A 25,053-nucleotide genomic window follows, 5' to 3' on the forward strand; every position below is an offset into this window, starting at 1 on the left:
CCGGGACGCGCTGCGTAGGCTCGACCCATGAGCGAGACGGGCAGGACCGGTGGCGTGGAGGGGACCGATGCGGCCGGTGACGGCATGGGGCTGCGGGAGCGCAAGCGGCGGCGCACGTACCAGGCGGTCTCGGACACCGCCGTCCGGCTCTTCCTGGAGAAGGGGTTCGACGCGGTGTCGGTGGCGGAGGTGGCCGCCGCGGCCGAGATCTCCAAGCCGACCCTCTTCCGGTACTTCCCGGCCAAGGAGGACCTGGTCCTGCACCGGATCGCCGACCACGAGGACGAGGCCGCGCGCGTGGCCGCCGCCGCGCCCGCCGCGCCGGTGGACGCCCTGCGCCGGCACTTCCTCGACGGGCTGCGCCGCAACGACCCGGTGACCGGCCTCAACGACCACCCCCAGGTGCTCGCCTTCCACTCGCTGCTCTACGGCACTCCCGCCCTGGTCGCCCGCGCGTACACGCACCTGGAGCGCTCGGAGGCCGCGCTCGCGCGGGCCCTCGGCGGCGGTCTCGACGCGCGGCTGGCCGCCGGGCAGATCATCGCCGTCCAGCGCGTACTCGCCCAGGACAACTGGCGGCGGATCGCGGCGGGGGAGCCGCTGGAGGACGTACGGCCGGACGCGGTGGCGGCGGCCGAGCGGGCCTTCGCGCGGCTCACGGCCTGCCTGCCGGAACCCGGCGCGACGCCCCCGCCCGCCACTAGGACCCCGGAGGCGACGGGCGCGGGAGAATCTGCGACAGAGTAAATAATGTAACTCGGATACGTCATTCCGGTAGGCCGGACGGAATGACGCCACCCGAACCCCCGGGGGGCTGCACGCGGTGCTGACCCGGGCGGTCTCCCGGCTGGACGAGGTCCACACCCCCTGCCGTTCTGGACCGTGCGCGCGCCCTGTCCGCCGTTGGCCGCGAGCTGGGCTTCCCGGTCTTCGCCCGGGGCGTCTTCCGGTCCCCGGCGGCAAGTCGGCCCTGCGCCCGCCCGGCAGGTGCACTCTTGCAAGCAGTGTGCTTGCAATTGTTAGCGAGGGTGGTGCATGGTGGAGACATGGCATCGCTCAACGTCGGCAATCTCGGTGAGTACCTGCGCGAGCAGCGGCGCAATGCGCAGTTGTCGCTCAGGCAGCTCGCCGATGCCGCCGGGGTGTCCAATCCGTACCTGAGCCAGATCGAGCGCGGGCTGCGCAAGCCGAGCGCGGAGGTCCTGCAGCAGGTCGCCAAGGCGCTGCGGATCTCCGCCGAGACGTTGTACGTGCGGGCCGGCATCCTCGACGCCGAGCGGGACCGGGACGAAGTGGAGACCCGCGCCGTCATTCTGGCCGACCCCACACTCGACGAGCGGCAGAAGCAGGTGCTGCTCCAGATCTACGAGTCCTTCCGCAAGGAGAACGGGTTCGGGGCCGGCAGAGCCGGCGGCCGGGACGGGACCGGCGGGCCGGCCGGCCGCGCGGACGACGGCGTCGGCGACGCCGCCGACGGCGAAGGCGACGGCACCATACGATCCGCCGCCGCCCCAGCGCGGGACGGCGGCGGCCCCGACCCCGCCGAGCGGCCCACCACCGCGTCCGGCGGCAGCGACACCGCCCCGCGCGAGACGGCCGGCTGACCCCGCGGCCCACCAGGGCCCGGCGGCCGGCGGACGCGGCGCGCACCATCACCCTCAGCCGAAAGCGATCCGGGAGGATCATCACCATGGCCATCGCCGACGACCTGCGCAAGACCCTCAGCGACCCCACCCCGCTCTACTTCGCCGCCGGCACCGCGGACCTGGCCCTGCGTCAGGCCAGGAAGGTGCCCGCCCTGGTGGAGCAGCTGGCCGCCGAGGCCCCGGCCCGTATCGACGCCGTGCGCAACACCGACCCGAAGGCCGTCCAGGAGCGGGCCGCCGCCCGCGCGAAGGAGGCCGGCGCCCGCGTCAAGGAGACGCAGGCGACCGTCCAGTCCAGGGTGACCGAGTTCCTGAACTCCCTGGACTCCGACCTCAAGAAGCTCGGCACGAACTTCGACGCCGACCTGAAGAAGCTCGGCGAGAACGCCCAGGACCTCGCCCTGCGCGGGGTCGGGGTCGCCGCCGAGTACGCCGTCAAGGCCCGTGAAACCTACGAGAAGGTCGCCGAGCACGGCGAGCAGGCCGTGCGGACCTGGCGCGGCCAGGCCGCCGAGGGCATCGAGGACATTGCCGAGGACGTCGAGGAGCTCGCCGTCGCCGTCGAGCCCAAGGCCCCGCGCAAGCCGCAGCCCAGGACCGAGCCGGTCGTCGTGAAGGAGGAGAAGCCCGCCGGGGTCAAGGCCGTGCCCACGGCGAAGGAGAACCCCGCGAAGAAGGCGCCCGCGAAGAAGGCCCCGGCCGCGCGCCGGACCACGACCTCCACCACGACCTCCACCACCACCGCCAACGCCAGGAAGACCACGCCGCCCGCGAAGTAGGGCGGGGGAGACGAGCGGCCGGGCACCCTTGGGGTGCCCGGCCCGTTCTACGGGTACGGTGGCGGCGTAGGAGTCGGCGAGAACGGGCGGTGGACGACATGCTGATGCTGGGCTTCGCGGGGTTCCTGGGGATCCTGAAGATCCTCCTCATGGTCCTGGCCGCGTTCGGGCTGTGCGACGCCGCGATCCGGCGCGAGGACGCGTTCCGCGCGGCCGACAAGCAGAACAAGGTGTTCTGGCTGATCATCCTCGGGCTGGCGCTCGTGGTGAGTTACCTGTTCTCGATCCTGTCGTTCCTGCCGATCATCGGCGTCATCGCGAGCATCGTCTACATCGTGGACGTACGCCCCGCGCTCAAGCAGGTCTCCGGCGGCAGCGGCTGGGGCCGCCGCCGCGGCGGCAGCAGCAGCGACGGCCCGTACGGACCGTACAACGGCGGCCGGTAGACGACCGGCGGGCGCGATGGGTGGGCGCCCCACCGGCGACGCCCCGTGACCGGCACCGGGAGGCAGGCTCCTACGGCTCCCGGTCCAGCAGGACCACGGCCACGTCGTCGGTGAGTTCGCCGCCGTTGAGTGCGCGGACCTCGTTGACGGCCTCCCGCAGCAGGTCCTCGCCGCGCAGGCCCTGGCCCAGCTGCCGGCGGACCATCTCCAGCATGCCGTCCTGGCCGAGCCGCTCGCCGTCCTGGCCGATGCGGCCCTCGATCAGGCCGTCGGTGTAGAGCATCAGGCTCCACTCGGCGCCCAGCTCCACCTGCGTCCGGGGCCAGCGGGCTCCCGGCAGCAGACCGAGCGCCGGCCCGTTGTTGTCGTACGGCAGCAGCCTGGCGGGCAGGCCGGGTGCGATGACCAGCGGCGAGGGGTGGCCGGCCAGGCACAGGCCCGCGCGGCGCCCGTCCGGTGCGATGTCCACCGTGCACAGCGTCGCGAAGATCTCGTCGTCGGCCCGCTCGTGCTCCAGCACCTGCTGGAGCGTGTTCAGCAGCTCGTCGCCGCACAGCCCGGCCAGCGTCAGCGCCCGCCAGGCGATGCGCAGCTCCACGCCGAGCGCCGCCTCGTCGGGACCGTGCCCGCAGACGTCGCCGATCATGGCGTGCACGGTGCCGTCGGGGGTGCGCACGGCATCGTAGAAGTCGCCGCCGAGCAGGGCGCGCGAGCGGCCCGGCCGGTAGCGGGCGGCGAAGCGCAGCGTCGAACCGTCCAGCAGGGGCGTCGGCAGCAGGCCGCGCTCCAGGCGGCGGTTCTCCTGCGCGCGCAGCCGGCCCTCGGCGAGCCGCCGCTCGGCCGTGTCGGAGCGCTTGCGCTCCACCGCGTACCGGATCGCGCGGCTCAGCAGCGGCCCGTCCAGCTCGTCGCGGAGCAGGTAGTCCTGGGCGCCGACCCGCACGGCCTGGGCGCCGCGCTCGGCGTCGCCGGACGCGGTGAGCGCGAGCACGGCGTGCCGGGGCGCGAGCTCCAGCACGTGCTTGAGCACGGCAAGCTCGTCGTCGTCCCCGCCGCCCGCGCCGGTTCCCGCGCCGGACCGGCCGGGGGCCGGCAGCGCGAGGTCCAGCAGGATGCAGTGGACGTCGTCGGTGAGCAGCCGCCCGGCCTCGGTCAGGTTGCGGGCGGTACGGACGCGGATCGGCTTGCCGGACGCGTCGAGCAGCTCGGGCACGATCGGTGAGCCGCCGGGATCGTTCTCGATCAGCAGCAGCGTGAGGTTCGTGCCGTGGGCGTGGTGACCGGCGGTGCGGTTGTCCTTCTCGACCGTGGTTTCCTTCGCGTTTTCCTTCATGGCTTCGCCGTGCGGGGCCTGTGCTGCGGAGGGGCCGCCGCCGTGGGGCGCGGTCTGGACCGGGCCGTTCTCCAGGGCCGGGATCTCTCGCTGCCGCGGTACGGGCACGGGCATCGTTTCGGGTTCCTTCCCTCCCCCCGAGGGCATGGCGGGACGAGGGACCTCGTTCCACCGACGGGGACCATAGCGGTAGTCGGCGCCGCGGGGGAATGGTGTGAGACGCGTCGCTCACGCTTCGGCCGTTGTCATATGCCGCGATCCGTAACGGAGTTGGGCAGCGCGCCCCGCGGACCCGAATGACGAAGGTCACGTCGGTCGAGGTTTGAGGCCGACTGGGCGTGCGCTGGATCACATGGCCCAGGTCACCGGGGGTGGAGCGGGGCGGAAGCAGAGGACCCGGTCCTCCGTGCGGCGCCGGGACTTGCAGGCGGGACGGGGCGGCCGGTCCTCCGTGCGGCGCCCGGGCCGGGGCCGGCCGCCCTGCGCGCCTCTCAGTCCGCGTCGGGGCGCACGACGCCCAGGATGGGCATCGTGCCCGCGCCCGCCAGGGTCACCGTGCGGCCGGGGCGCGGGGCGTGCACGATCCTGCCGTCGCCGACGTACATCGCGACATGGCTGGCGTCCCCGAAGTAGATGATCAGGTCGCCGGGACGCATGTCCTTCACGGACACGTGCTTGAGCTGCTTCCACTGCTCCTGCGAGGTCCGGGGCACCGGGTGGCCGGCGGCCGCCCAGGCCTGCGAGGTGAGCCCGGAGCAGTCGTACGTCTTCGGGCCCTCCGCGCCCCATTCGTACGGCTTGCCGATCTGGGCCGTGGCGTACGCCACCGCCTTCTTGTCCGCCTCGGTCGCGCTGCCGCCGATCTCCTTGAGGATGCCGGTGTCCAGCCAGGCGGCCTGCGCCTGCTGCGCGGCCTGCCGCTCCAGCTGCGCCAGCCGCTCCCGCTGCCGCTCCTCCAGCCTGGCCTGAAGCTGTTCCGCCTCCTTGATCCGCTGCTGGATCCGCTTCTGCGCCGTGGCCTTGGCCTTGCGGTTGGCCTCCAGGTCCTGGAGGCGGTCGGCGGCGTCGGAGGCGTACTGCTGGAGGTCCTGCTGGGCGTGGGTCATGTCCTGGAGCAGGCCGCTGGTCGCCCGCTCGCCCTCCAGCACCCGCCCCGCCCCGTCGAGGAACTGCTGCGGGTCGTTGCTGAGCAGCAGCTGGGCCTGGGGCGGCAGGCCGCCCGTGCGGTACTGGGCGCGGGCCGCGGCACCGGCGCGGTCCTTCAGGTCGTCCAGCTTCCGCTGCTGCTCGACGATCTTCTGGGACAGTCCGACGACCTCGGCGGACTGCTGCTGGGCCTTCTCCTCGGCGGCGTTGTACGCGTCCGTGGCGACGGCGGCGTCGTGGTAGAGCTGGTCCAGCTTGGTGCGGACGGCCTCCAGGTCCTTGTCCGGCGGGGCCGTGACGGAGGGTGAGGAGGGCGAGGGAGAAGAGGACGGGAGGGCGGGGGATGTCGTGGCGGGCTGTGTCGGCGCGCGGTCGGGTCCCGCGCTCGCGAACGCCGTGCCGGACGCCCCCAGCACGGTGACCGCGCAGACCACGGTCACGGCCACCGCGAGCACACTGCGCCTGCCCCGCCCCATATCCCGGCCCCCAAACTGATTTACCGTCAGTAACATGTCCCGTCCGGGGGATACTGCCACGACTGCGCCCGGAGCGACAGGGGCCGGCACCCGATGTCCCACCCGTACCGGTCTCCCGCCTGTGTGACGTACGGCTCGCGGAGATCGTTCCCTCCCTCCGCTCCCGTCAGCGGCGCGGCGCCAACGCCTCCCACGCCACCGTCACTTCGCCCTGCCGCCAGCGCACCGGACCGTCCGTCAGCGGCCAGTCGGCCGCCAGGTCGCGCACCGCGCGGATCCAGCGCTGCCGGGCCCCGTAGGAGGCGTAGGGCGCGGCGGCGGCCCAGGCGCGGTCGAAGTCGCGCAGGAAGGCGTGCACCGGCTCGCCGGGCACGTTGCGGTGGATGAGCGCCTTGGGGAGGCGTTCGGCGAGGTCCGAGGGGCGGTGCAGGGAGCCGAGCCGGGTGGCGAAGGTGACGGTCCGGGGCCCCTCCGGGCCGAGCGCCACCCACACGTGCCGACGGCCGATCTCGTCGCAGGTGCCCTCCACGAGCAGCCCCCCGCGCGTGTGCCCGTCCGCGGGGGCGAGCCGCGCGCACAGCCGCTCCCAGGCGGCGGCGACCTCGGCCTCGTCGTACTGCCGCAGCACGTTCGCCGCGCGGATGAGCAGCGGGCGCTGCGCCACGGGCACCTCGAAGCCGCCGTGCCGGAAGACGAGGCCCTCGCGCTCGTAGGGGTGCGCGGCGGCGACCCGGGCCGGTTCGATCTCGACGCCGACCACGCGCGCGCGGGGAGCCGCGGTGCGCAGCCGCTGGAGCAGTTCGACGGCCGTCCAGGGCGCGGCCCCGTAGCCGAGGTCGACGGCCACCGGATCGGCGGCGCGCCGCAGCTCGCGGCCGTGCACGGCCGCGATCCAGCGGTCCATGCGGCGCAGCCGGTTGGGGTTGGTCGTCCCGCGCGTCACCGTTCCCACCACGGGGCTCCCCCCGCCCGACCGGGACCGGGAGCGGGGGAGGGTCGCTGCGCGGGATGTCATGGATACGAGGGTATGGGGGCACTCGGTTCCGGACGCACACCGCGTGCCACCGGGCGGAGCAGGGCGGGGGCGGGGCAGGGTGCTCGCGCCGCACGCACCCCGCCATCGAACGGTTGAGCGAGATCAGGTAATGATTGAGTAAAGAGCCTGGCGGCGGAAATGGCGGCGCCCCTCGTGGCGTTGCCTTCTGAAGGGCGCGCCGCGCCCCGGGTCCGGCATGCCCGCAGCAAGGAGGAACGCCACGTGAGCCAGTACGTCGGCAGGCTCGGGCGCCGCTCTTCGCAGGCTCCCGCGCGGCTGCGGCTCTCCCGCAGGCCCCGGCGCGTCGCCATGCTCTCCGTGCACACCTCACCGCTCCACCAGCCCGGCACCGGCGACGCGGGCGGCATGAACGTCTACATCGTCGAGCTGGCCCAGCGCCTGGCCGACCAGGGCATCGAGGTGGAGATCTTCACCCGGGCCACGGCCGGCGGCCTGCCGCCCCGCGTCGACCTCGCGCCCGGCGTCCTCGTCCGCCACGTCGACGCCGGCCCGTACGAGGGCCTGGCCAAGGAGGAACTCCCGGCCCAGCTGTGCGCCTTCACGCACGGCGTGATGCAGGCCTGGGCCGGCCACCGCCCCGGCTACTACGACCTCGTGCACTCGCACTACTGGCTCTCCGGGCACGTCGGCTGGCTCGCCGCCCAGCGCTGGGGCGTGCCCCTGGTGCACGCCATGCACACCATGGCCAAGGTCAAGAACGCCAACCTGGCCGCGGGCGACACGCCCGAACCCGCCGCCCGCGTCATCGGCGAGACGCAGATCGTCGCGGCCTCCGACCGGCTGATCGCCAACACGGACGACGAGGCCGAGGAACTGGTACGGCACTACACGGCCGACCCGGCCAGGGTCGCCGTGGTCCACCCCGGCGTGAACCTCGACCGCTTCCGCCCCGGTGACGGCCGCGCCGCGGCCCGCGCCCGCCTCGGGCTCCCGCGGGACGCCCTTATCCCGCTCTTCGCCGGGCGCATCCAGCCCCTCAAGGCCCCCGACGTGCTGCTCAAGGCCGTGGGCGTCCTGCTCGGCGAGCGCCCCGACCTGCGCTCCCGCATCGTCGTCCCGATAGTCGGCGGCCCCAGCGGCAGCGGCCTCGCCAAGCCCGAGGGCCTGCAGAAACTGGCCGCGCGGCTGGGCATCGCGGACGTCGTACGGTTTCGCCCGCCCGTCGGGCAGGAGCAGCTCGCCGACTGGTTCCGGGCCGCTTCCGTACTGGTCATGCCCTCCTACAGCGAGTCCTTCGGCCTGGTCGCGATAGAGGCACAGGCGGCCGGCACGCCGGTCCTGGCGGCGGCCGTCGGCGGCCTGCCGGTGGCCGTCCGCGACGGCGAGACCGGGTTCCTCGTGGACGGCCACGACCCGGCGGCCTACGCGCGCGTGCTGGGCGACTTCGCCGACCACCCCCACCTCGCCGACCGGATGGGCGCCGCCGCGGCCCGCCACGCGTGCTCCTTCGGCTGGGACGCCTCGGCGGCGGCGACCGCCGAGGTGTACACGGCGGCGCTGCAGTCCCACCGCCGTCGCGTACGCGCCCACCACGGGTGACGTACGCTCCCACCATGGGTGACACAGACAGGGCAGGGCAGGCCCGGCAGGTCCTCGAAGCCGTCTTCGAGGACGCCGAGCTGGAGTGGGAGAGCCCCGAGCCCGGCACCTACGTCGTCAAGCTCCCCGGCACCCGCAAGCTCTCCACCACGGTCTCCTTCCTGGTGGGCCGTCACTCCCTCTCCCTGAACGCCTTCGTCGTCCGTCACCCCGACGAGAACGAGGCGGGCGTCCACCGCTGGCTGTTGGAACGCAACCTCAAGATGTACGGCGTGAGTTACGCCGTCGACCGCCTCGGCGACGTCTACGCCACCGCCCGCCTCTCCCTCGCCTCCGTCACCGCCGACGAGGTCGACCGCCTGCTCGGCCAGGTCCTGGAGGCGGCCGACGGCGCCTTCAACACCCTCCTGGAGCTGGGCTTCGCCTCCGCGATCCGCAAGGAGTACGCGTGGCGGGTGTCGCGCGGCGAGTCGACGCGCAACCTGGAAGCGTTCACGCACCTGATCCAGCGCCCGGCGGACTGAACGGGCCGGCCCGGCGAGGCTCAGCGCGCGCCGCGGTGCCGGTAGCGCCCGGGGGTGACCCCCACCAGCTTCTTGAAGTGCCGGGTGAGGTGCGCCTGGTCGCAGAACCCGGTCTCCGACGCCACCTCGCCCGGTGGCAGCCCGTCCAGCAGCAGCCGGCGTGCCCGGCCGACCCTGCGTGACATCAGGTACTGGTGCGGGGCGATGCCGTACGCCCCGCTGAACGCCCGTACGAGGTGCGCGGGATGGGCGTGCAGCAGCCGCGCGGCCTCCTCCAGCTGGACCCCGTCCACCACCCGCGCGTCGAGCAGGTCCCGCAGCCGCCGGGCGAGCACCGGGTCCCGCCGGGGCGGCTCCGGGTCCGCCACCCGGTGCCGCAGATGGTCCCGCAGCCGCTCCCCGACCAGCGCCAGCCTGCTCTCGGCCTCCAGCTCGTCACCGCGGCGGCCGAGCGCGGAGTGCAGCTGGCCGACGCGCCGCCGCAGTACCGGCTCACGCAGGTCCGGCCCGTCCACGGCCGCCCCGATCAGTTCCTCGCCCAGCCGGCTGCTGTCGAGGTACACCACCCGCTTGCGGAAACCGCCGGGGAGCGCCGGGGAACCGTTGTGCGGCACGTGCGGCGGCAGCAGGGACACCGTGTCGTGCGGGGTGCCGTGCTCGTGCCGGTCCAGGTCGTACCGTACGGCGCCGTCGTCGACGATCAGCAGCGTCCAGGCCTCGTGGACGTGCATCGGGTACGCGTACTCGGTGAAGTGGGCGTGGAAGACCTCCACGACGCCCGGGACACGAGGGCGCCACGCGGAGACTTCGGCCTGTCCGGCCTGTTCGGCGGCCACGCAAAGAACGTACAAGACCCGGTGCCCGCATGCCCGGCAGTCTCACTGCATGAACTCTGAGCCGAACTCCGGACCGAACTCCGGACCGAACTCCAGCCCCACCTCCCAGCCGGAACCGAACGCACCGATCCGCTTCGACACCAAGATCGCCGTCCTGCTGCGCGAGGACCTGGAGACCTGGCAGCGCCTGAACGTGACCGCCTTCCTGGTCAGCGGCCTCGGCGCGACGGTCCCGGAAGTGGTCGGGGAGCCGTACGAGGACGCCGACGACGTGTCCTACCTGCCGATGTTCCGCCAGCCGGTGCTGGTCTTCGAGGGCACGAAGGAGACGCTGACGGCGGCCCACGCCAAGGCCCTGTCCCGGGCCCTGCCGCGCGCGGTGTTCACCTCGGACCTGTTCACCACGGGCAACGACCGCGACAACCGCGCGGCGGTCCGGGCGGTGGGGACCGCCGGCCTGGACCTCGTGGGACTCGCGGTGTACGGCCCGCGGAACGCGGTGGACAAGGTGCTGAAGGGCGCGCGGATGCATCCGTGAGGCGGGCGCGGAACGGCGGGGCGAGGCGGCCCCGAGGCCCCGCTCGGGGCCCGAGGCCGCACTGACCTCGGAGGCCCCGCTCGGGACGTCAGGCGGCGCTGACCTCGGAGGCCCGCTCCCCGGTACCCGTCCCGGAACCCCCGGCATCCCCCGTGAGCGCGACGGGTTCCTCCTTCGGCAGGCGTCGCATCAGTGCCCCGTAGCCGACGGCGGCGACCGTCCCGACGACCGCGCACATGCCCCACAGCCACTCCGCGCCCAGGTCGTCGATGACCGCGCCGGACATCAGCGGGGCGACGAGGGCGGCGAGCGACCAGGACAGGGTGTAGACGCCCTGGTAGCGACCGCGCCCGTGCACGGGGGAGAGGCGGACGACGAGCCCGGTCTGCGTCGGTGCGTTGATCATCTCGCCCAGGGTCCAGACGCACACCGTCAGGGCGAACACACCGACCGACCCGGCGAAGGCGGTCAGCCCGAACCCGTAACCGGCCAGCAGGGACGAGACGACGAGCAGCCGCTTGGGGTCCCGGTGCTCGATGAGCCGGGTGACCGGGATCTGGAGGGCGACGATGAGGATGCCGTTGACGGCGATGGCCAGACCGTAGTCGGCGGGCGTGAACCCGGCCCGGCCCATGGCCACCGGCAGACCGACCGACCCCTGCTGGAAGACGAGCGCCACCAGGAAGGACAGCCCGACGACGCTCATGAAGCGCCGGTCGCGCAGGACGGTCACCAGCCCGACGGACGCGTCCGCACCCGCCTTCCCGCCCTGCTCGTCCCCACGGGGCCGGGACTCGGGCAGCTTGAGGAAGACGACGACCGCGCAGGCCATGGTCATCGCGGCCTCGATCAGGAACCCGGCGAGATAGCTGAACTCGGCGATGAAGCCGGCCGCCATGGAGGAGACGGCGAAGCCGAGGTTGATCGCCCAGTAGTTCAGCGAGAACGCCCGGACGCGGTCCTCGGGCCGCACGATGTCCGCCATCATCGCCTGCACGGCGGGTCGCGAGGCGTTGGAGGCCATGCCGACGAGGAAGGCGACACCGGCGATGGAGACCGGGTCGTGCACGAAGCCGAGCAGCGCGACGAAGACGGCCGTCGAGGCCTGGGCGACGAGCAGGGTCGGCCGCCGTCCCAGCCGGTCGGCCATCACACCCCCGCCGAGGGAGGAGACGACCCCGCCGAGCCCGTGCAGCGAGGCGACGAGACCGGCGTAGGAGGCGGAGTACCCCCGATCGAGCGTGAGGTACAGCGCCATGAACGTGGCGACGAAGGCGCCGAGCCGGTTGACCAGGGTGCTCGTCCACAGCCACCAGAACTCGCGGGGCAGCCCGGAGACGGTTTCGCGGGCGGCGCGTCTGAGACTGGTGACGGACATGGACGACCCCCGGATGTAAGTGGCTCATGCGGCAAGCGCGACTTACGCACTGGCCGTACGCACAACTTACGAGGGCAGCCCGACGGCCAACCACTCAATTAACAGAAGCCGTCAACTGTCGGCGTGCCGCCGTCCGCCTGCCGGGCACACGGGCGGGGCGCCGAATGCGTGGATTAGGCTCGGATGCATGGCCGACGCACCGTACAAGCTGATCCTCCTCCGCCACGGCGAGAGCGAGTGGAACGCGAAGAACCTGTTCACCGGCTGGGTGGACGTCAACCTCAACGAGAAGGGCGAGAAGGAGGCGGTCCGCGGCGGTGAGCTGCTCAAGGACGTCGGCCTGCTGCCCGACGTGGTCCACACGTCCGTCCAGAAGCGCGCGATCCGCACGGCCCAGCTCGCCCTGGAGGCCGCCGACCGCCACTGGATCCCGGTCCACCGCTCCTGGCGCCTGAACGAGCGCCACTACGGCGCCCTCCAGGGCAAGGACAAGGCCCAGACGCTGGAGGAGTTCGGCGAGGAGCAGTTCATGCTCTGGCGCCGCTCCTACGACACCCCGCCGCCCCCGCTGGCCCGCGACGCCGAGTACTCCCAGTTCTCCGACCCGCGCTACGCGACCCTCCCGCCGGAGCTGCGCCCGCAGACGGAGTGCCTGAAGGACGTCGTCGCCCGCATGCTGCCGTACTGGTTCGACAGCATCGTCCCCGACCTCCTCACCGGCCGAACGGTCCTGATCGCCGCCCACGGCAACAGCCTGCGCGCCCTGGTCAAGCACCTTGACCAGATCTCCGACGCCGACATCGCCGGCCTCAACATCCCCACGGGCATCCCCCTCTCCTACGAACTCGACGCGGACTTCCGCCCCGTCACCCCGGGCGGCACCTACCTCGACCCGACCGCGGCAGCGGCGGCGATCGAGGCGGTCAAGAACCAGGGCAAGAAGAAGTAAGCGCCCACGAACAAGCCCCCTGCCTGCGGCTTCTCCGCTGGGAGGGGGCTTTTCGCTGGCTCTGGGCCGTCTCTGGGCCGTCAGGTGCTGGAGGGGCCCGACCGGGCCGTGTCGAAGACGGCGGCGACCGCCTTGCGGGTGCGCTCCTGACTCGACGGCATGAGATGTGCGTACACGCGGAGCGTCAGGCCCGGGTCCGAGTGGCCCAGGTACTCGGCGAGGGCCTTGATGTTCTCGCCCGCGTCCAGGAGCACCGAGGCGTAGAAGTGGCGCAGTGCGTGCATGCCGTTCTCGCGCGACTCGGCGTACGGCTGGCCCGGCTTCCGTTCGGGGATCACGCCGGCCGCCGCGAGGGCCCGCTTCCACACTTCCTCGTTGAGCGACGTACGCCAGACGTGCCCGCCGCGCGGCCCGGCGAAGAGGAGGCGCTTGGTCCCCGGGGTCCCGTCCGCCACCTTCCACGGCAAGGTGATCTCGACCGGCGGGAACCGCTTCATGTGCGCCCGGAGCGCATCGGCGACGGGACCGGGGAGCGGCACATCCCGCAGCTTGCCGCCCTTCGGTGGTGCGAACACGGCCTTGCTGCGGCTTAGCTTTAATTGCTGGACCACGTGGAGCGTGTCCGAGGCGAAGTCGATCGCATCGACGGCCACACCCAGGATCTCGCCCTGGCGAAGCCCGCAGCCACCGCCCAGGTCGACCATGGCTTGGAAGCGCTCGGGCATGGCATCCCGGACGGCGAAGACCCGCTCGGGCGTCCATGGCGTGACGCGTTTGTTGTCGATGGTCGGTGGCCGGACCGAGCGGGCAGCGCACGGGTTCCGGGGAAGGTGGCCGTCGTCCACGGCCGCGCTCAGCGCCGCCCGCACGTTGGAGTAGATCGTCCGCGCACACCTCCGGTCGACGCCGAACATCAATGGACGGCCGACGCAGGCCCAAGGCCGATCAGCCGTCACCGCCGAGCGGTCGTGATCGACCCGATGAGGATGAGGCCCCAGGTTCAAATCCTGCCGGGGCAAGAGAAGGGCCAGCTCGGGAGGGTTTCCCTCGCGACTGGCCCTTCGGCGTTTCAGAGGTCGTTGTCGCAGGCGGGCTTTGTGTGGCGCACCAGGGTTCGCCTCAGGGGGCAGGGTCAGCCGGGCAGGTCGCCGGTGTAGCGGTAGATCGCGCCGGCGGCGTTGACTCCCCAGACAGTGCCGTCGGCGCCTACGCCGATGTCGGAAAGCGAGCCGGGGATGTTGAGCCAGGGGTTGGCGGGGGTGGTGTCGCTGTAGGTGTAGTGGTAGATCGCGTCGGCGGGGTCGCAGCCCCAGACGGCGGTGCGGGAGCCGACGTCGATCGCTTTGAGTGAGCCGTTGAGGCCCTTCCAGTTGTTGGCGTCCCGGTCGCCGGTGTAGCGGTAGACCTGGTTGGCTGCGTTGCAGCCCCAGACGGTGCCGTCGGCGCCCGCGCCGATGTCGGACAGGTTCCCGGGGATGTTGATCCAGGGGTTGGCGGGGTTGGCGTCACTGTTGCTGTAGCGGTAGACCGCACCGGCCGGGTCGACACCCCAGACGTTGGTCCTGGAGCCCACAGTGATCCGCACCAGCGAGCCGTTGATCTTCTTCCAGTTGTTGCTGTCCTGGTCGCCCGTGTAGCGGTAGACCTCATGGGCTGCGTTGCAGCCCCAGACGGTGCCGTCGGCGGCCGCGCCGATGTCGGACAGCGATCCGGGGATGTTGATCCAGGGGTTGGCGTCGTTGTTGGTGTAGCGGTAGATCGCGCCGGCGGCGTTGACACCCCAGACGTTGGTCCTGGATCCCACTGCGATCCGCGCTAACGACCCGTCGATGCGCTTCCAGTCGGACATGCTGGCAACCCTCTCCAGTCGGGTGTGGTGCGTCTCATGCTCTCCAAGCGGAACGATTCACTATTAGAGGTGATTTGAAGGGTGATCAGAGTTATTGGCTTGATGAGGCGGTTTGGTCGAGTGGCGGCCGCTTCAGTATTGGCCTCAGGCAGGTCAGGTCGGCTGCGGAGATGACGCGATCGCGGCCACCCCCGCGAGGGATTGACATGGGCTGCCCAACCAGTGCGCCTCGTGAGTGCATCTGTACGTGTCCCTTGTGCGCCCGATCCGGAGGCGGGGGGGCGGGGAACAGCGGGGCCGCGGACCGAGCCACGAAGGCATTGGTCATCTTCTAAGCGCCTGCGCCGTCAGCAGTCGCGAGCCCGCTGGGCGGCGACGCCCGGTGAGTGTCTAACTGCGTGACAACGCCGACGCACAGCGCCGGACAAGCGCGGACGCCTGCGGACCATCAGCGCAGGTGAGGAGCACACGAGCCCAAGGCCAAGTGCTCACCTGAGTTGCTTCGGGACGAAGAGGTCATCACGCAAGGTGCCACGTATCCGCTTCCGTCGTAGCGCCTTGTGCTGGTCCACGACTGGCAGCGTGGCTCAGGCCGGCGGGGGCACAGCGAGGCACACGCGGGCCTGCCTGGACGGCTGGCCCACCGTCGTGGCTGACTTTCGGCTGAGGTTCGGACAGGGCGCATCGAGGGTGCTCGCCGACAGCTGAGCGCGCCGAAGCTGGGCCGTCTCTGGGCCGTCCGAGGCCGCTCGACAGTAGCCAACGACGACCGCTCGGCCACTCATGAACGCTGCCCTGACCAGCAAAAATCCAGCTCACCAAGATCCCCGGCAAGACCCAGGGCAAGAAGAAGTAAGCGCTCACGAACAAGCCGACAAGCTCCCTGTCTGCGGTTCTTCCGCGGGGCAGGGGGCTTGTCGCTGTGCCGTGGCCGTGGCCGTGGCCGTGGCCGCGCCGATCGGCGGCTCGGCGGCGGCGTCGGCTCCATGTGCTCACAGAGCCTGACGGGCGGTCAGAGGCGTGACTTCCTTTACATCGATGCCGACGACAGCGCCGGTCTAACGCGGTTCGTGGGCCGCCGCCCGGCAGGCACCGGTCGCGGCGCCGCCCGCGACTCCGGCCCCGGTCAGCCCGGTCACACAACTCTGCAGGTCTCCGACCACGCCACGGCCGCAGGCCGCTGTGACGGAGTCGGAAGCGGTGGCACCGGCCAGTTCGGCCATCCGCGTGCAGGCGGGGATGTCCGCCCGGGCCGCGGGAGCGGCGAGGACCGCACCGCCGAGGGTGAGGGTCAGGCCGGTGAGGGCACCGGCGATACGGGTCGACGTGCGCATGGGACGCACCTGCCTTCCGTGTTGGCCGCGCGGCCCTGGTCCCGGCGGGCCGGATCCACGCGGTGAGGCCGCCTGGCGACGCTCGGTGGGTGGTGCCCCGGCCGGCGGGCGCACGGACCGGCCGCACGATTCTGCGTCGTATCCATTGAGCCGTACCGGGACATGGTCGCCAGGCCGAAGGAGAGGGCGGGCCCCGGACCGGATGAGACGCACTCAAGACGCACTCGAACCTCCACTCGCCGCCCCTCACTCCAGCGTCGCATCCTCTCCCTCGCCCGTCCTGGGCACCCGGAAGGCCTTGGAGGCCTGCCCGGCGGGTCGTGTCACCGACCCCGCAACCGACCGCAATGTCACCCGAATGGCGCAACATGACGTGCCACTCACATGGGTGAAGATCAAGCTGGCTAGTGCCCCAACCGAGGCAATCCGTGAAAGGGAAACCAAATGCGCATTCGACGAATCCTCACCGCCGTCATCGCCACGGCAGCCCTCGCCGGACTCGGTCTCACAAGCGCCGCCACCGCCACCGCCGCCACCGCACAGGGGGCTCCGTCCTACGTCACGCCTTCTCAGTGCAAGCAGGGCGGCGGAACGCCCGCGATCAACGAGTCGGGCAACTTCTGCAAGGGCGGTACGCACGACGGAGAGCGGGTCGACTGAACCGCACAGGGCGCCCCGCAGCCACGCGCCGCGGGGCGCTCCCGCGCGAGCGTGGCCGGGGGAGTCATCGGGACTGTGCCGGCCCGTCAGGCGCGCTAGGGGCCCGGGAGGTGGGCAGTTGGTCTGGCGGGTTCAGGCCCCGCCCCCGCCCCGTCCAGTGCCGGAGGGGTTACGGCGCCCGCCTGCCACGACTCGCGCGTCCGATCACCGTCACCCATTCTGAGTAATAGGCCGTAGTAAGCCGTAGTAATAGGCCGTCCCTGGCGCAGCCCGGTCATCCCGAAGTACCGGCCAGGGACACGCGAGAGGAGAAAGCCAATGCGTGCACGACGACTGTTCGGGCTCGCCCTCGCCACGGCGACCCTCGCCGGCATGAGTGCCGTCGGCGCCGCCACCGCTCAGGCAGCGCCGTATCCGTCCATCACGGCTGAACAGTGCACGGCCCAGGGCGGAACGGTCCACCCGGGCGGTCCCTACAGCGGTCCCTCGTGCAGGTTCCCCGACGGGCACTCGGAACGCATCACCTGAGCGCGGGCGGACCCGTCGGGCGGGAGCGCCGCTTACGCGACCTGCGGTGGGACGACGCAGCTCGGACCTGGCCTCCTGCCGTACACACGGACCCTCTGGAAGCTGCGGTGACGGCTGGCTGACCGGCTGGCGTCGAAGACAACGTCGGTACGCCGAAGCGGACTTGACCGCTTCCCGGAGCGCGTACTGCGCCTCTTCCCGGAGCGCGTACTGCGCCTCGCCGTCGAACGTGCGAATCCTGCCGGCGGTACCGGCCGGGACGCCCGACGCGCTCCTGCGCCTTGCGCGGCACGGATGTCGCGCCGGTATGCGGTGAGCGCCGCGTTTTCCCCTGGGTGGGCTCATGGCGTCACGCCTTGGACATGTCTGAAATGACAGCTTTGCGGGCTGTCGTTACGTTCATCGCAGGTCGGTCGCCCGGCCGACGTCCGTGAGACAGAGGAAAGTGACATGCCCACGCACACCTTTGCTGTGGCCGCTGCCGGCGTAGGCGCCGCGGTCCTTGCGGCCACTGGTATCACCTACGCGTCGACCACCGGATCCGCCGCCGCGTCCCCGTCTGTCCGCCCGTTGGCGGCATCCGTCCAACGGGTGGCCGAGCCTGCCCGACCGGCCGAGCCCGCCCGACCGGCCGCCCCCGCCGCGGCTCCCGCGGGCGGCGGCAGCGCAGGCGAGGAGAAGGGGGACGAGGGTCGTGACCGCGAAGGCGGCGAACGCGGCCGCGGCCATGAGGAAGAGGGAAGGATCTACTTCAACGAGCGCATGTACTCCGCCTCCGCCGAGGGCTGCATCACCGCGGCCAGCGGACTGGGTTCCAGCAGCTTCAACATCTTCAACGACAGCCGGAGGACTGTCGAGGTCTTCCGCGGCTTCACCTGTGACAACGGCGCGCCGGTCGCCACCGTGGGGCCCCACGGCGCCACCAACGGCGTGGTGACCCGTACCGTTCACGGGGGCGTGTTCGGTGACGACGGCGTCGTGGGCAGCTTCCGGGTGATCCGCGACTACGACGAATGGTGACAGCGCCGCCCCGAGCGCAGGGAAGAGTCCGGCCCGCCGTAATCGGGCCGGCGCTCCCGGCGGCGCCGTGGAAGTACGCGGGGCCGCGCTCCTGACCAAGAAGGACCCGGCTCACCGGGAAGCCCGGCAAGACCCGGGCGACACGAGGTGGCGACAAGAGGTGGCCGGCAGTCCTGAGCCGCCTGCCCGCGGATGGTTCCGGGGGCAGGCGGCCCGGACTTCAGCCGAGCCGCAGGAGCGATGTGCACCGGTGGCGGTGGCCTCCACGAGCCGAGTCGAGCGTCGTACCCCCGGTGGCCGCCCCGGAAGTCCCCCGGTCACGCCCCCACATACCCCGCCAAATGCTCCCCCGTGAGCGTCGAGCGGCCGGCCACCAGGTCGGCCGGGGTCCCCTCGAACACGATGCGGCCGCCGTCGTGGCCCGCGCCCGGGCCCAGGTCGATGATCCAGTCCGCGTGGGCCATGACCGCCTGGTGGTGTTCGACCACGATGACCGACTTGCCGGATTCGACGAGGCGGTCGAGCAGGGCGAGGAGTTGTTCGACGTCGGCCAGGTGGAGTCCGGCGGTGGGTTCGTCGAGGACGTAGATGCCGCCCTTGTCGGCCATGTGGGTGGCCAGTTTGAGGCGCTGGCGCTCGCCGCCGGACAGGGTGGTGAGGGGCTGGCCGAGGGTGAGGTAGCCGAGGCCCACGTCGGACATCCGCTGGAGGATCCGGTGGGCGGCCGGGGTGCGCGCCTCGCCCGCCGCGAAGAACTCCTCGGCCTCGTCGACCGACATCGCGAGCACCTCACTGATGTCACGGCCGCCGAGGTGGTGGTCGAGGACGGACGCCTCGAAGCGCTTGCCCTCGCACTCCTCGCAGGTGGTGGCGACCCCGGCCATCACGGCGAGGTCGGTGTAGATGACGCCGGCACCGTTGCAGGTCGGGCAGGCGCCCTCCGAGTTGGCGCTGAACAGGGCGGGCTTGACGCCGTTGGCCTTGGCGAACGCCTTGCGGATCGGTTCGAGCAGTCCGGTGTACGTCGCCGGGTTGCTGCGGCGCGAGCCGCGGATCGGGGTCTGGTCGACCGAGACCACGCCCGCCCCGGCCGGGATCGAACCGTGCACGAGCGAACTCTTCCCGGACCCGGCGACGCCGGTGACCACACAGAGCACGCCGAGCGGGACGTCCACGTCGACGTCGCGCAGGTTGTGTGCGTCCGCCCCGCGGATCTCCAGGGTGCCGGTGGGCTCGCGCACCGTCTTCTTCAGGGCGGCCCGGTCGTCGAGGTGGCGTCCCGTGATGGTCCCGGCGGACCGCAGTCCCTCGACGGTGCCCTCGAAGCAGACGGCACCGCCCGCCGCGCCCGCGCCGGGGCCGAGGTCGACGACGTGGTCGGCGATCGCGATCACCTCGGGCTTGTGCTCCACGACCAGCACCGTGTTGCCCTTGTCCCGCAGCCGGAGCAGCAGGTTGTTCATCCGCTGGATGTCGTGCGGGTGCAGGCCCGTGGTGGGCTCGTCGAAGACGTACGTGACGTCGGTGAGCGAGGAGCCCAGGTGGCGGATCATCTTGACGCGCTGCGCCTCACCGCCGGAGAGCGTGCCGGCCGGGCGGTCCAGGGAGAGGTAGCCGAGGCCGATCTCCACGAACGAGTCGAGGGTGCCCCGCAGCGCCGCCAGCAGCGGCGCCACCGTCGGCTCGTCGAGGCGGCGGACCCAGGCCGCCAGGTCGCTGATCTGCATCGCGCAGGCGTCCGCGATGCTCACCCCGTCGACCCGCGACGAGCGGGCCGCCTCGCTGAGCCGCGTGCCCTCGCACTCCGGGCAGGAGGTGAAGGTGACCGCGCGGTCCACGAACTCCCGGATGTGCGGCTGCATGCCCTCCTTGTCCTTGGCGAGCATCGACTTCTGGATCCGCGGGACCAGACCCTCGTAGGTCATGTTGATGCCCGCGATCTTCATCCGGGTCGGCTCGCGGTGCAGGAAGTCGTGCAGTTCGGTCGCGGTGAAGTCGCGGATCGGCTTGTCCGGGTCGTAGAAGCCGGACTCGCTGTAGAGGCGGTGGTTCCAGCCGCCCGACTTGTAGCCGGGTACGGAGAGCGCGCCGTCGGCCAGCGACCTGGAGTCGTCGTAGAGCTGGGTGAGGTCGAGGTCGGAGACCGTGCCCCGGCCCTCGCAGCGCGGGCACATGCCGCCGGTGATGCTGAAGCTGCGGCGCTCCTTCACGCTCTGCCCGCCGCGCTGGACGGTGACCGCGCCCGCGCCGCTGATCGAGGCGACGTTGAAGGAGAACGCCTTGGGCGAGCCGATGTGCGGCTCGCCGAGCCGGCTGAAGAGGATGCGCAGCATCGCGTTGGCGTCCGTCGCGGTGCCGACGGTGGAGCGGGGGTCGGCGCCCATCCGCTGCTGGTCGACGATGATCGCGGTCGTCAGCCCGTCGAGTACGTCGACCTCGGGCCGCGCGAGCGTCGGCATGAAACCCTGTACGAAAGTGCTGTACGTCTCGTTGATCAGGCGCTGCGACTCCGCGGCGATGGTGCCGAAGACGAGGGAACTCTTGCCCGACCCGGAGACGCCGGTGAACACCGTCAGCCGTCGCTTGGGGATCTCTACGCTCACGTCCTTGAGGTTGTTCTCACGTGCGCCGTGCACGCGGATCAGGTCGTGGGCGTCGGCGGCGTGCGGCACGGGCGGCCGGGTGGGCCGGACAGGCCGGGCGGGCCGGCCGCCGGGGGTGCCGTCCGTCCTCGTGGCCATGCTCATCGTGTCTCCGTCCGTTGCCGTCGGCGCGGTGCCGCCGTGGTGTCCGTCGCCGCAACGGTAGCCGTGGCCCGCGCGGGCGCGCTTCTCGATTCCTGACCGGTTCCGGATGCGGGATGCGTCGTTCTTCAGGGTCCTTCAGGTTCCGGGTGCCGGTGCGGGTGCGGGTGCGGCCCCCAGGGCGGCGGCCCGGGCCCGTACCAGGGCGTTCTGTGTGCCGAGGCCGAACGCGATGGAGGCGTAGAGCGAGGCCGGGCCCAGGATCCCCGTGTGCGTCGTGTGGTCGATCCGGGCGGAGAGCGGGACGTGCAGGACGACCGAGGTCAGCCACAGTGCGGTGGTCGTGAGGGTGCCCTTGAGCAGGACGTCGCCCTCCGGGGCGCGCCAGACCTCGACCGTCCATCCCGATCAGGGCCCCCGCGGCGACGGCGGCCGCGGACAGGCGGCGGGCGGTCACGGCGGCGGACACGGACACGGACACGGACACGGACGCAGGCTCTCCCTGCTGGTGCGATGGCGCGTGCGCGACGCGGATGCGCGCCGCGCGAGTGTGACGGCGGCCGGTAGGCCGCGCGCCCCCCACCTCGTCCGGGACATGCCGATATAAGAGCGCTACACGTATTCTGTTACTGATCGGCCATGTTTCTGTGACTCTCGGGTGTACTGAGCAAACAGGTGGCGGCTGCCTCCTTGTGGCCGGCAGCCAGGCAGAAGACGGCGGCCCGCGGCCCGACGTCCCCCCGAAGTGGGTGACAGCCACTCGCCGACGCGGAGCCCCGGCGCTGTCGCCGGGGCCCCGCGTCGAGTGAGTCGAACGTGTGGGTTCGCATTGCGTCTACCGCTCTGTCAGCCGCACTGGCAGGGGCCGCCCGACTGGCAGCCGCAGCCGCAGCCCGAGCCGCAGCCGCAGGCGGCGAGGAGCGGCAGGTTCCTGGGCTCGGCGGGCTGCTCGGTCTCGCGGATCCGGGCGGGGTCGGGCGCGGTGCTGGGGGATTCGGCCATGGGTCCCTCCTCGAGGCTGGTGCCTTCGCTCATTGCATGCCCGTTCCGCCGGGCGCATCAACGGCGCACGGTGGCTCGTTCCGCATCTCGACGCCGGAACCCGGCGCCGCATCCCGACGCCGGGACCCGCGCCGTCACCCGCCGACCCAGGCCCCGCCACCCGTGCCGTCACCCGCCCCGCGTGCCCCGCGTGCCGCACGCCGAGCCGGCGCTCAGGACCCGTCGACCTTCGGCACCGACTGGATGTCCTGCTGCAACTCGTCGGCGTGCTCGCCCGTGACCAGGTAGACCACCCGCTTGGCCACCGCCACCGCGTGGTCGGCGTAGCGCTCGTAGTAGCGGCCGAGGAGGGTGACGTCCACGGCCGTCTCGATGCCGTGCTTCCAGCGGTCGTCGATCAGGTGCTGGAAGAGGGTGCGGTGCAGCAGGTCCATCTCGTCGTCGTCCTGCTCCAGCTGGAGGGCCAGGTCGACGTCCTTGGTGACGATCACCTCGGCGGCCTTCGCCATCAGGCGCTGGGCGAGCTGGCCCATCTCCAGGATGGTGGCGTGCAGGTCCTGGGGCACCGCCCGCTCCGGGAAGCGCAACCGCGCCAGCTTGGCCACGTGCTGGGCCAGGTCGCCGGAGCGCTCCAGGTCCGCGGACATCCGCAGCGAGGTGACGACGATCCGCAGATCCGTCGCCACCGGCTGCTGCCGGGCCAGCAGCGCTATGGCCTGGGCCTCCAGGCCGTGCTGGAGTTCGTCGACCTTCTGGTCGGCCTCGATCACGCTCTCGGCCAGCTTCAGATCGGCGTCGAGGATGGCGGTCGTGGCGCGTCCGATGGCCGACCCGACCAGCCGGGCCATCTCCACCAGTCCGTCGCCGATCGAGTCCAGTTCCTCGTGGTACGCGTCCCGCATCTTCGGTTCCCTCTCGTGCGTCTTCGTCCGGGGGCTGCAGGGGTTGCAGGGGCTGCGGCCCCGCCGGTGACGTCCGGCGCGGCCCGTCGTGGCAACCAGCGGTGCGGCCCCCACGCTCCCACGTTCCGGCTCGTACGCGTCCGTTTCCGTCACCTCAAGTGAACCGTCGCTGGCTCCTAGGTGAACTCTGGGCGACGAGTGTTCGAGGTCGCACCCGGACGGGTGCGGGCAGGTCGTACGCCATGCCTAACCTGGTCGCATGGACGTGAACGCGGCGGTCGCCGCAGCGGCAGCGATCGCCGGAGTGCTCACCGGTGTCATCGCCATGCTGGCGTTCCGCTTCAGTGAACGGGAGCAGAAGCGTCCGACGCGCACCTCGCTGCACACCGACGCGGTGCTGCCGCCCGGCGTGGACACGGTCCTGTCCGTGCTGCGCTCCTCCGCCGTCGTCCTCGACGAGGCCGACGCCGTCGTCAAGGCCAGCTCCGCCGCGTACGCCCTCGGGCTGGTCCGCGGCGGGAAACTGGCCGTGGAGCCCATGCTCCAGATGACCCGGGACACCCGGCGGGACGGGGAGATACGGCAGGTCGAGCTGGACCTGCCGCGGCGCGGCACCGGGCGCGGCGAGGCCCTCGCCGTCTCCGCGCGCGTCGCGCCGCTGGGGTCGCGGCTGGTGCTGCTGCTCGTCGAGGACCTGACCGAGGCCCGCCGGATCGAGGCCGTACGACGCGACTTCGTCGCCAACGTGAGCCACGAGCTGAAGACGCCCGTCGGCGCGCTCTCCCTCCTCTCCGAGGCCGTGATGGACGCCTCGGACGACCCGGAGGCCGTGGAGCGCTTCGCCGGCCGGATGCAGATCGAGGCGACCCGGCTCACCAACCTGGTGCAGGAGCTGATCGACCTCTCCCGGGTGCAGAACGACGATCCCCTGGAGGACGCCGAGCCGGTGCGCGTCGACGAACTCGTCGCCGAGGCCATCGACCGCTGCCGCCACCAGGCCGGCACCAAGCAGATCACCATGGCCACCGGCGGCACCGCCGACCTGCGGGTCTGGGGCAACCGCGGCCAGCTCGCCGCCGCCCTCGGCAACCTCGTCGAGAACGCGGTCAACTACTCCCCGGCCCGCACCCGCGTCGGCATAGCCGCCCGCAGGATCACCGTGCCGGGCGGAGACCTCGTCGAGCTCGCCGTCACCGACCAGGGCATCGGCATCTCCGACAAGGACAAGGAGCGCATCTTCGAGCGCTTCTACCGTGTGGACCCGGCCCGCTCACGTGCCACCGGCGGCACCGGCCTGGGTCTCGCGATCGTGAAGCACGTGGTCGCCTCGCACGGCGGGGAGGTCACGGTGTGGAGCGCCGAGGGACAGGGCTCCACCTTCACCCTGCGGCTGCCGGAGGCGGCAGCGGCCCGGGAGGCCCGCGACCGGGACCGCGCGCACGAGCACCCCGTCCTCGACGAGGAGACCGAGGCCGGACAGCCACGCACAGTGTCACCGCCGTCCTCGCGGACGTCGCAGGCTTCACCGTCACAGCAGTCATAGCAGTCACAGTCGTCACCGTACGAATCATTTACCGCCCCGGAGGTCCTTCCGTGACCCGAGTGCTCGTCGTCGAGGACGAGGAGTCCTTCTCCGACGCCCTGTCGTACATGCTCCGCAAGGAGGGCTTCGAGGTCGCCGTCGCGGCCACCGGGCCCGACGGACTCGACGAGTTCGAGCGCAACGGCGCCGACCTCGTCCTCCTCGACCTGATGCTGCCGGGGCTGCCCGGTACGGAGGTGTGCCGCCAGCTGCGGGGCCGCTCCAACGTCCCGGTGATCATGGTGACCGCCAAGGACAGCGAGATCGACAAGGTCGTCGGCCTGGAGATAGGGGCCGACGACTACGTCACCAAGCCGTTCTCCTCCCGTGAGCTGGTCGCCCGTATCCGTGCGGTGCTGCGCCGGCGCGGCGAGCCGGAGGAGGTCACCCCGGCGGCGCTGGAGGCCGGCCCGGTCCGCATGGACGTGGACCGGCACGTGGTCACCGTGTCCGGCTCCAAGGTCGACCTGCCCCTCAAGGAGTTCGACCTGCTGGAGATGCTGCTGCGCAACGCGGGCCGGGTGCTCACCCGGATGCAGCTCATCGACCGGGTCTGGGGCGCCGACTACGTGGGTGACACCAAGACGCTCGACGTGCACGTCAAGCGGCTGCGCGCCAAGATCGAGCCGGACCCGGGCGCCCCGCGCTACCTGGTGACGGTCCGGGGCCTCGGCTACAAGTTCGAACCGTAGACCGTAGACCGTAGACCGTAGACCGTAGACCGCAGACCGCATCGCACTCCGCCGAGCTGCGCCGAAGGGCGGCACCCCGCACAGGGGGTGCCG

The 25,053-nt window shown here is 71.9% G+C and carries 23 protein-coding genes and 1 pseudogene; 13 read left to right on the forward strand and 11 right to left on the reverse strand.

The window, feature by feature from the left end; translation table 11 throughout:
* Positions 1 to 27 precede the first annotated feature (27 nt).
* From ACFC02_RS13455 to ACFC02_RS13470, 4 genes are all read left to right on the forward strand, one after another.
* A complete protein-coding gene (locus ACFC02_RS13455) occupies positions 28 to 747 on the forward strand; it encodes a TetR/AcrR family transcriptional regulator (protein ID WP_376356026.1) in 720 nt (239 codons plus the stop codon).
* A gap of 299 nt (positions 748 to 1,046) precedes the next feature.
* A complete protein-coding gene (locus ACFC02_RS13460; protein WP_376356028.1) occupies positions 1,047 to 1,604 on the forward strand; it encodes a helix-turn-helix domain-containing protein in 558 nt (185 codons plus the stop codon).
* An 86-nt stretch (positions 1,605 to 1,690) separates the two neighbouring features.
* Positions 1,691 to 2,425: a hypothetical protein gene (locus ACFC02_RS13465; RefSeq protein WP_376356030.1), complete on the forward strand. Its 735-nt coding sequence runs from the start codon at positions 1,691 to 1,693 to the stop codon at positions 2,423 to 2,425.
* Positions 2,426 to 2,523: 98 nt separating this feature from the next.
* Entirely contained in the window at positions 2,524 to 2,871 is a 348-nt protein-coding gene (locus ACFC02_RS13470) for a DUF2516 family protein (protein WP_360967670.1), read from the forward strand.
* Positions 2,872 to 2,941: 70 nt separating this feature from the next.
* Here ACFC02_RS13470 and ACFC02_RS13475 read toward each other — a convergent pair whose 3' ends face one another.
* The 3 genes from ACFC02_RS13475 to ACFC02_RS13485 form a co-directional block, all read right to left on the reverse strand.
* Positions 2,942 to 4,318, reverse strand: a complete 1,377-nt coding sequence (locus ACFC02_RS13475; RefSeq protein WP_376356032.1) for a PP2C family protein-serine/threonine phosphatase — start codon at positions 4,316 to 4,318, stop codon at positions 2,942 to 2,944.
* Positions 4,319 to 4,695: 377 nt separating this feature from the next.
* Entirely contained in the window at positions 4,696 to 5,826 is a 1,131-nt protein-coding gene (locus tag ACFC02_RS13480) for an NlpC/P60 family protein (RefSeq protein WP_376356034.1), read from the reverse strand.
* 166 nt (positions 5,827 to 5,992) lie between these two features.
* Positions 5,993 to 6,778, reverse strand: coding sequence for a class I SAM-dependent methyltransferase (locus tag ACFC02_RS13485; protein WP_376356036.1), 786 nt, complete (start codon positions 6,776 to 6,778; stop codon positions 5,993 to 5,995).
* Positions 6,779 to 7,084: 306 nt separating this feature from the next.
* Between ACFC02_RS13485 and mshA the strand changes: the two genes are divergently transcribed.
* Together mshA and ACFC02_RS13495 are read left to right on the forward strand one after the other, a co-directional pair.
* Positions 7,085 to 8,422, forward strand: a complete 1,338-nt coding sequence (gene mshA, locus ACFC02_RS13490; protein ID WP_376356039.1) for a D-inositol-3-phosphate glycosyltransferase — start codon at positions 7,085 to 7,087, stop codon at positions 8,420 to 8,422.
* A 14-nt stretch (positions 8,423 to 8,436) separates the two neighbouring features.
* A complete protein-coding gene (locus ACFC02_RS13495; protein ID WP_376356041.1) occupies positions 8,437 to 8,946 on the forward strand; it encodes a YbjN domain-containing protein in 510 nt (169 codons plus the stop codon).
* A 20-nt stretch (positions 8,947 to 8,966) separates the two neighbouring features.
* Here ACFC02_RS13495 and ACFC02_RS13500 read toward each other — a convergent pair whose 3' ends face one another.
* Positions 8,967 to 9,782: an AraC family transcriptional regulator gene (locus ACFC02_RS13500; protein WP_376356043.1), complete on the reverse strand. Its 816-nt coding sequence runs from the start codon at positions 9,780 to 9,782 to the stop codon at positions 8,967 to 8,969.
* Positions 9,783 to 9,831: 49 nt separating this feature from the next.
* Between ACFC02_RS13500 and ACFC02_RS13505 the strand changes: the two genes are divergently transcribed.
* A complete protein-coding gene (locus tag ACFC02_RS13505) occupies positions 9,832 to 10,320 on the forward strand; it encodes a DUF2000 family protein (protein WP_376356045.1) in 489 nt (162 codons plus the stop codon).
* A gap of 88 nt (positions 10,321 to 10,408) precedes the next feature.
* Here the strand turns inward: ACFC02_RS13505 and ACFC02_RS13510 are convergent, their stop codons facing one another.
* Positions 10,409 to 11,698 carry an MDR family MFS transporter gene (locus ACFC02_RS13510; RefSeq protein WP_376356047.1) on the reverse strand — a complete coding sequence of 430 codons (1,290 nt, stop codon included), beginning with the start codon at positions 11,696 to 11,698 and terminating at the stop codon, positions 10,409 to 10,411.
* 187 nt (positions 11,699 to 11,885) lie between these two features.
* On the opposite strand from ACFC02_RS13510, the gene ACFC02_RS13515 reads away from it, so the two are divergent.
* A complete protein-coding gene (locus tag ACFC02_RS13515) occupies positions 11,886 to 12,647 on the forward strand; it encodes a phosphoglyceromutase (protein ID WP_376356049.1) in 762 nt (253 codons plus the stop codon).
* 80 nt (positions 12,648 to 12,727) lie between these two features.
* Here the strand turns inward: ACFC02_RS13515 and ACFC02_RS13520 are convergent.
* The 3 genes and pseudogenes from ACFC02_RS13520 to ACFC02_RS13530 all read right to left on the reverse strand — a co-directional run.
* A pseudogene (locus ACFC02_RS13520) lies at positions 12,728 to 13,555 on the reverse strand (tyrosine-type recombinase/integrase); the annotation flags it as partial.
* Between the two features lie 224 nt (positions 13,556 to 13,779).
* A complete protein-coding gene (locus ACFC02_RS13525; RefSeq protein WP_376356051.1) occupies positions 13,780 to 14,496 on the reverse strand; it encodes a tectonin domain-containing protein in 717 nt (238 codons plus the stop codon).
* Between the two features lie 1,058 nt (positions 14,497 to 15,554).
* On the reverse strand, positions 15,555 to 15,830 hold the full coding sequence (locus ACFC02_RS13530; protein ID WP_376356053.1) for a hypothetical protein: 276 nt from the start codon (positions 15,828 to 15,830) through the stop codon (positions 15,555 to 15,557).
* Between the two features lie 444 nt (positions 15,831 to 16,274).
* Here ACFC02_RS13530 and ACFC02_RS13535 point away from each other — a divergent pair, with 444 nt between their 5' ends.
* From ACFC02_RS13535 to ACFC02_RS13545, 3 genes are all read left to right on the forward strand, one after another.
* The gene (locus ACFC02_RS13535) at positions 16,275 to 16,490 is read left to right on the forward strand and encodes a hypothetical protein (protein WP_376356055.1); all 216 of its coding nucleotides are present in this window, start codon (positions 16,275 to 16,277) and stop codon (positions 16,488 to 16,490) included.
* A gap of 318 nt (positions 16,491 to 16,808) precedes the next feature.
* The gene (locus ACFC02_RS13540) at positions 16,809 to 17,018 is read left to right on the forward strand and encodes a hypothetical protein (RefSeq protein ID WP_376356057.1); all 210 of its coding nucleotides are present in this window, start codon (positions 16,809 to 16,811) and stop codon (positions 17,016 to 17,018) included.
* A gap of 450 nt (positions 17,019 to 17,468) precedes the next feature.
* The gene (locus tag ACFC02_RS13545; protein WP_376356059.1) at positions 17,469 to 18,038 is read left to right on the forward strand and encodes a hypothetical protein; all 570 of its coding nucleotides are present in this window, start codon (positions 17,469 to 17,471) and stop codon (positions 18,036 to 18,038) included.
* A 317-nt stretch (positions 18,039 to 18,355) separates the two neighbouring features.
* Here the strand turns inward: ACFC02_RS13545 and ACFC02_RS13550 are convergent, their stop codons facing one another.
* The 3 genes from ACFC02_RS13550 to phoU form a co-directional block, all read right to left on the reverse strand.
* Positions 18,356 to 20,785, reverse strand: coding sequence for an ATP-binding cassette domain-containing protein (locus ACFC02_RS13550; protein WP_376356061.1), 2,430 nt, complete (start codon positions 20,783 to 20,785; stop codon positions 18,356 to 18,358).
* A gap of 843 nt (positions 20,786 to 21,628) precedes the next feature.
* Positions 21,629 to 21,784 (reverse strand): hypothetical protein, encoded by a 156-nt coding sequence (locus tag ACFC02_RS13555; protein ID WP_360967397.1) that lies wholly within the window; start codon positions 21,782 to 21,784, stop codon positions 21,629 to 21,631.
* Positions 21,785 to 21,996: 212 nt separating this feature from the next.
* A complete protein-coding gene (phoU, locus tag ACFC02_RS13560; RefSeq protein WP_376356064.1) occupies positions 21,997 to 22,686 on the reverse strand; it encodes a phosphate signaling complex protein PhoU in 690 nt (229 codons plus the stop codon).
* A 259-nt stretch (positions 22,687 to 22,945) separates the two neighbouring features.
* Between phoU and ACFC02_RS13565 the strand changes: the two genes are divergently transcribed.
* Positions 22,946 to 24,229, forward strand: coding sequence for a sensor histidine kinase (locus tag ACFC02_RS13565; RefSeq protein ID WP_376356066.1), 1,284 nt, complete (start codon positions 22,946 to 22,948; stop codon positions 24,227 to 24,229).
* Between the two features lie 50 nt (positions 24,230 to 24,279).
* Complete coding sequence (locus ACFC02_RS13570) at positions 24,280 to 24,960, forward strand: response regulator transcription factor (RefSeq protein ID WP_010358452.1); 681 nt, start codon at positions 24,280 to 24,282, stop codon at positions 24,958 to 24,960.
* Positions 24,961 to 25,053: the final 93 nt, after the last annotated feature.

It is taken from the genome of Streptomyces sp. NPDC056160 (genome assembly GCF_042268205.1).
Lineage (GTDB): Bacteria > Actinomycetota > Actinomycetes > Streptomycetales > Streptomycetaceae > Streptomyces.

Excerpts from the sequence above, each read along its gene's own strand:
- ACFC02_RS13515 (WP_376356049.1), top strand. The coding sequence starts at position 11,886 with ATGGCCGACGCACCGTACAAGCTGATCCTCCTCCGCCACGGCGAGAGC.
- ACFC02_RS13525 (WP_376356051.1), bottom strand. The coding sequence starts at position 14,496 with ATGTCCGACTGGAAGCGCATCGACGGGTCGTTAGCGCGGATCGCAGTG.
- phoU (WP_376356064.1), bottom strand. The coding sequence starts at position 22,686 with ATGCGGGACGCGTACCACGAGGAACTGGACTCGATCGGCGACGGACTG.
- ACFC02_RS13505 (WP_376356045.1), top strand. The coding sequence starts at position 9,832 with ATGAACTCTGAGCCGAACTCCGGACCGAACTCCGGACCGAACTCCAGC.
- ACFC02_RS13495 (WP_376356041.1), top strand. The coding sequence starts at position 8,437 with ATGGGTGACACAGACAGGGCAGGGCAGGCCCGGCAGGTCCTCGAAGCC.
- ACFC02_RS13460 (WP_376356028.1), top strand. The coding sequence starts at position 1,047 with ATGGCATCGCTCAACGTCGGCAATCTCGGTGAGTACCTGCGCGAGCAG.
- ACFC02_RS13535 (WP_376356055.1), top strand. The coding sequence starts at position 16,275 with ATGCGCATTCGACGAATCCTCACCGCCGTCATCGCCACGGCAGCCCTC.
- ACFC02_RS13555 (WP_360967397.1), bottom strand. The coding sequence starts at position 21,784 with ATGGCCGAATCCCCCAGCACCGCGCCCGACCCCGCCCGGATCCGCGAG.
- ACFC02_RS13470 (WP_360967670.1), top strand. The coding sequence starts at position 2,524 with ATGCTGATGCTGGGCTTCGCGGGGTTCCTGGGGATCCTGAAGATCCTC.
- ACFC02_RS13475 (WP_376356032.1), bottom strand. The coding sequence starts at position 4,318 with ATGCCCGTGCCCGTACCGCGGCAGCGAGAGATCCCGGCCCTGGAGAAC.
- ACFC02_RS13550 (WP_376356061.1), bottom strand. The coding sequence starts at position 20,785 with ATGAGCATGGCCACGAGGACGGACGGCACCCCCGGCGGCCGGCCCGCC.
- ACFC02_RS13545 (WP_376356059.1), top strand. The coding sequence starts at position 17,469 with ATGCCCACGCACACCTTTGCTGTGGCCGCTGCCGGCGTAGGCGCCGCG.
- ACFC02_RS13530 (WP_376356053.1), bottom strand. The coding sequence starts at position 15,830 with ATGCGCACGTCGACCCGTATCGCCGGTGCCCTCACCGGCCTGACCCTC.
- ACFC02_RS13510 (WP_376356047.1), bottom strand. The coding sequence starts at position 11,698 with ATGTCCGTCACCAGTCTCAGACGCGCCGCCCGCGAAACCGTCTCCGGG.
- ACFC02_RS13540 (WP_376356057.1), top strand. The coding sequence starts at position 16,809 with ATGCGTGCACGACGACTGTTCGGGCTCGCCCTCGCCACGGCGACCCTC.
- ACFC02_RS13455 (WP_376356026.1), top strand. The coding sequence starts at position 28 with ATGAGCGAGACGGGCAGGACCGGTGGCGTGGAGGGGACCGATGCGGCC.
- ACFC02_RS13480 (WP_376356034.1), bottom strand. The coding sequence starts at position 5,826 with ATGGGGCGGGGCAGGCGCAGTGTGCTCGCGGTGGCCGTGACCGTGGTC.
- ACFC02_RS13565 (WP_376356066.1), top strand. The coding sequence starts at position 22,946 with ATGGACGTGAACGCGGCGGTCGCCGCAGCGGCAGCGATCGCCGGAGTG.
- ACFC02_RS13465 (WP_376356030.1), top strand. The coding sequence starts at position 1,691 with ATGGCCATCGCCGACGACCTGCGCAAGACCCTCAGCGACCCCACCCCG.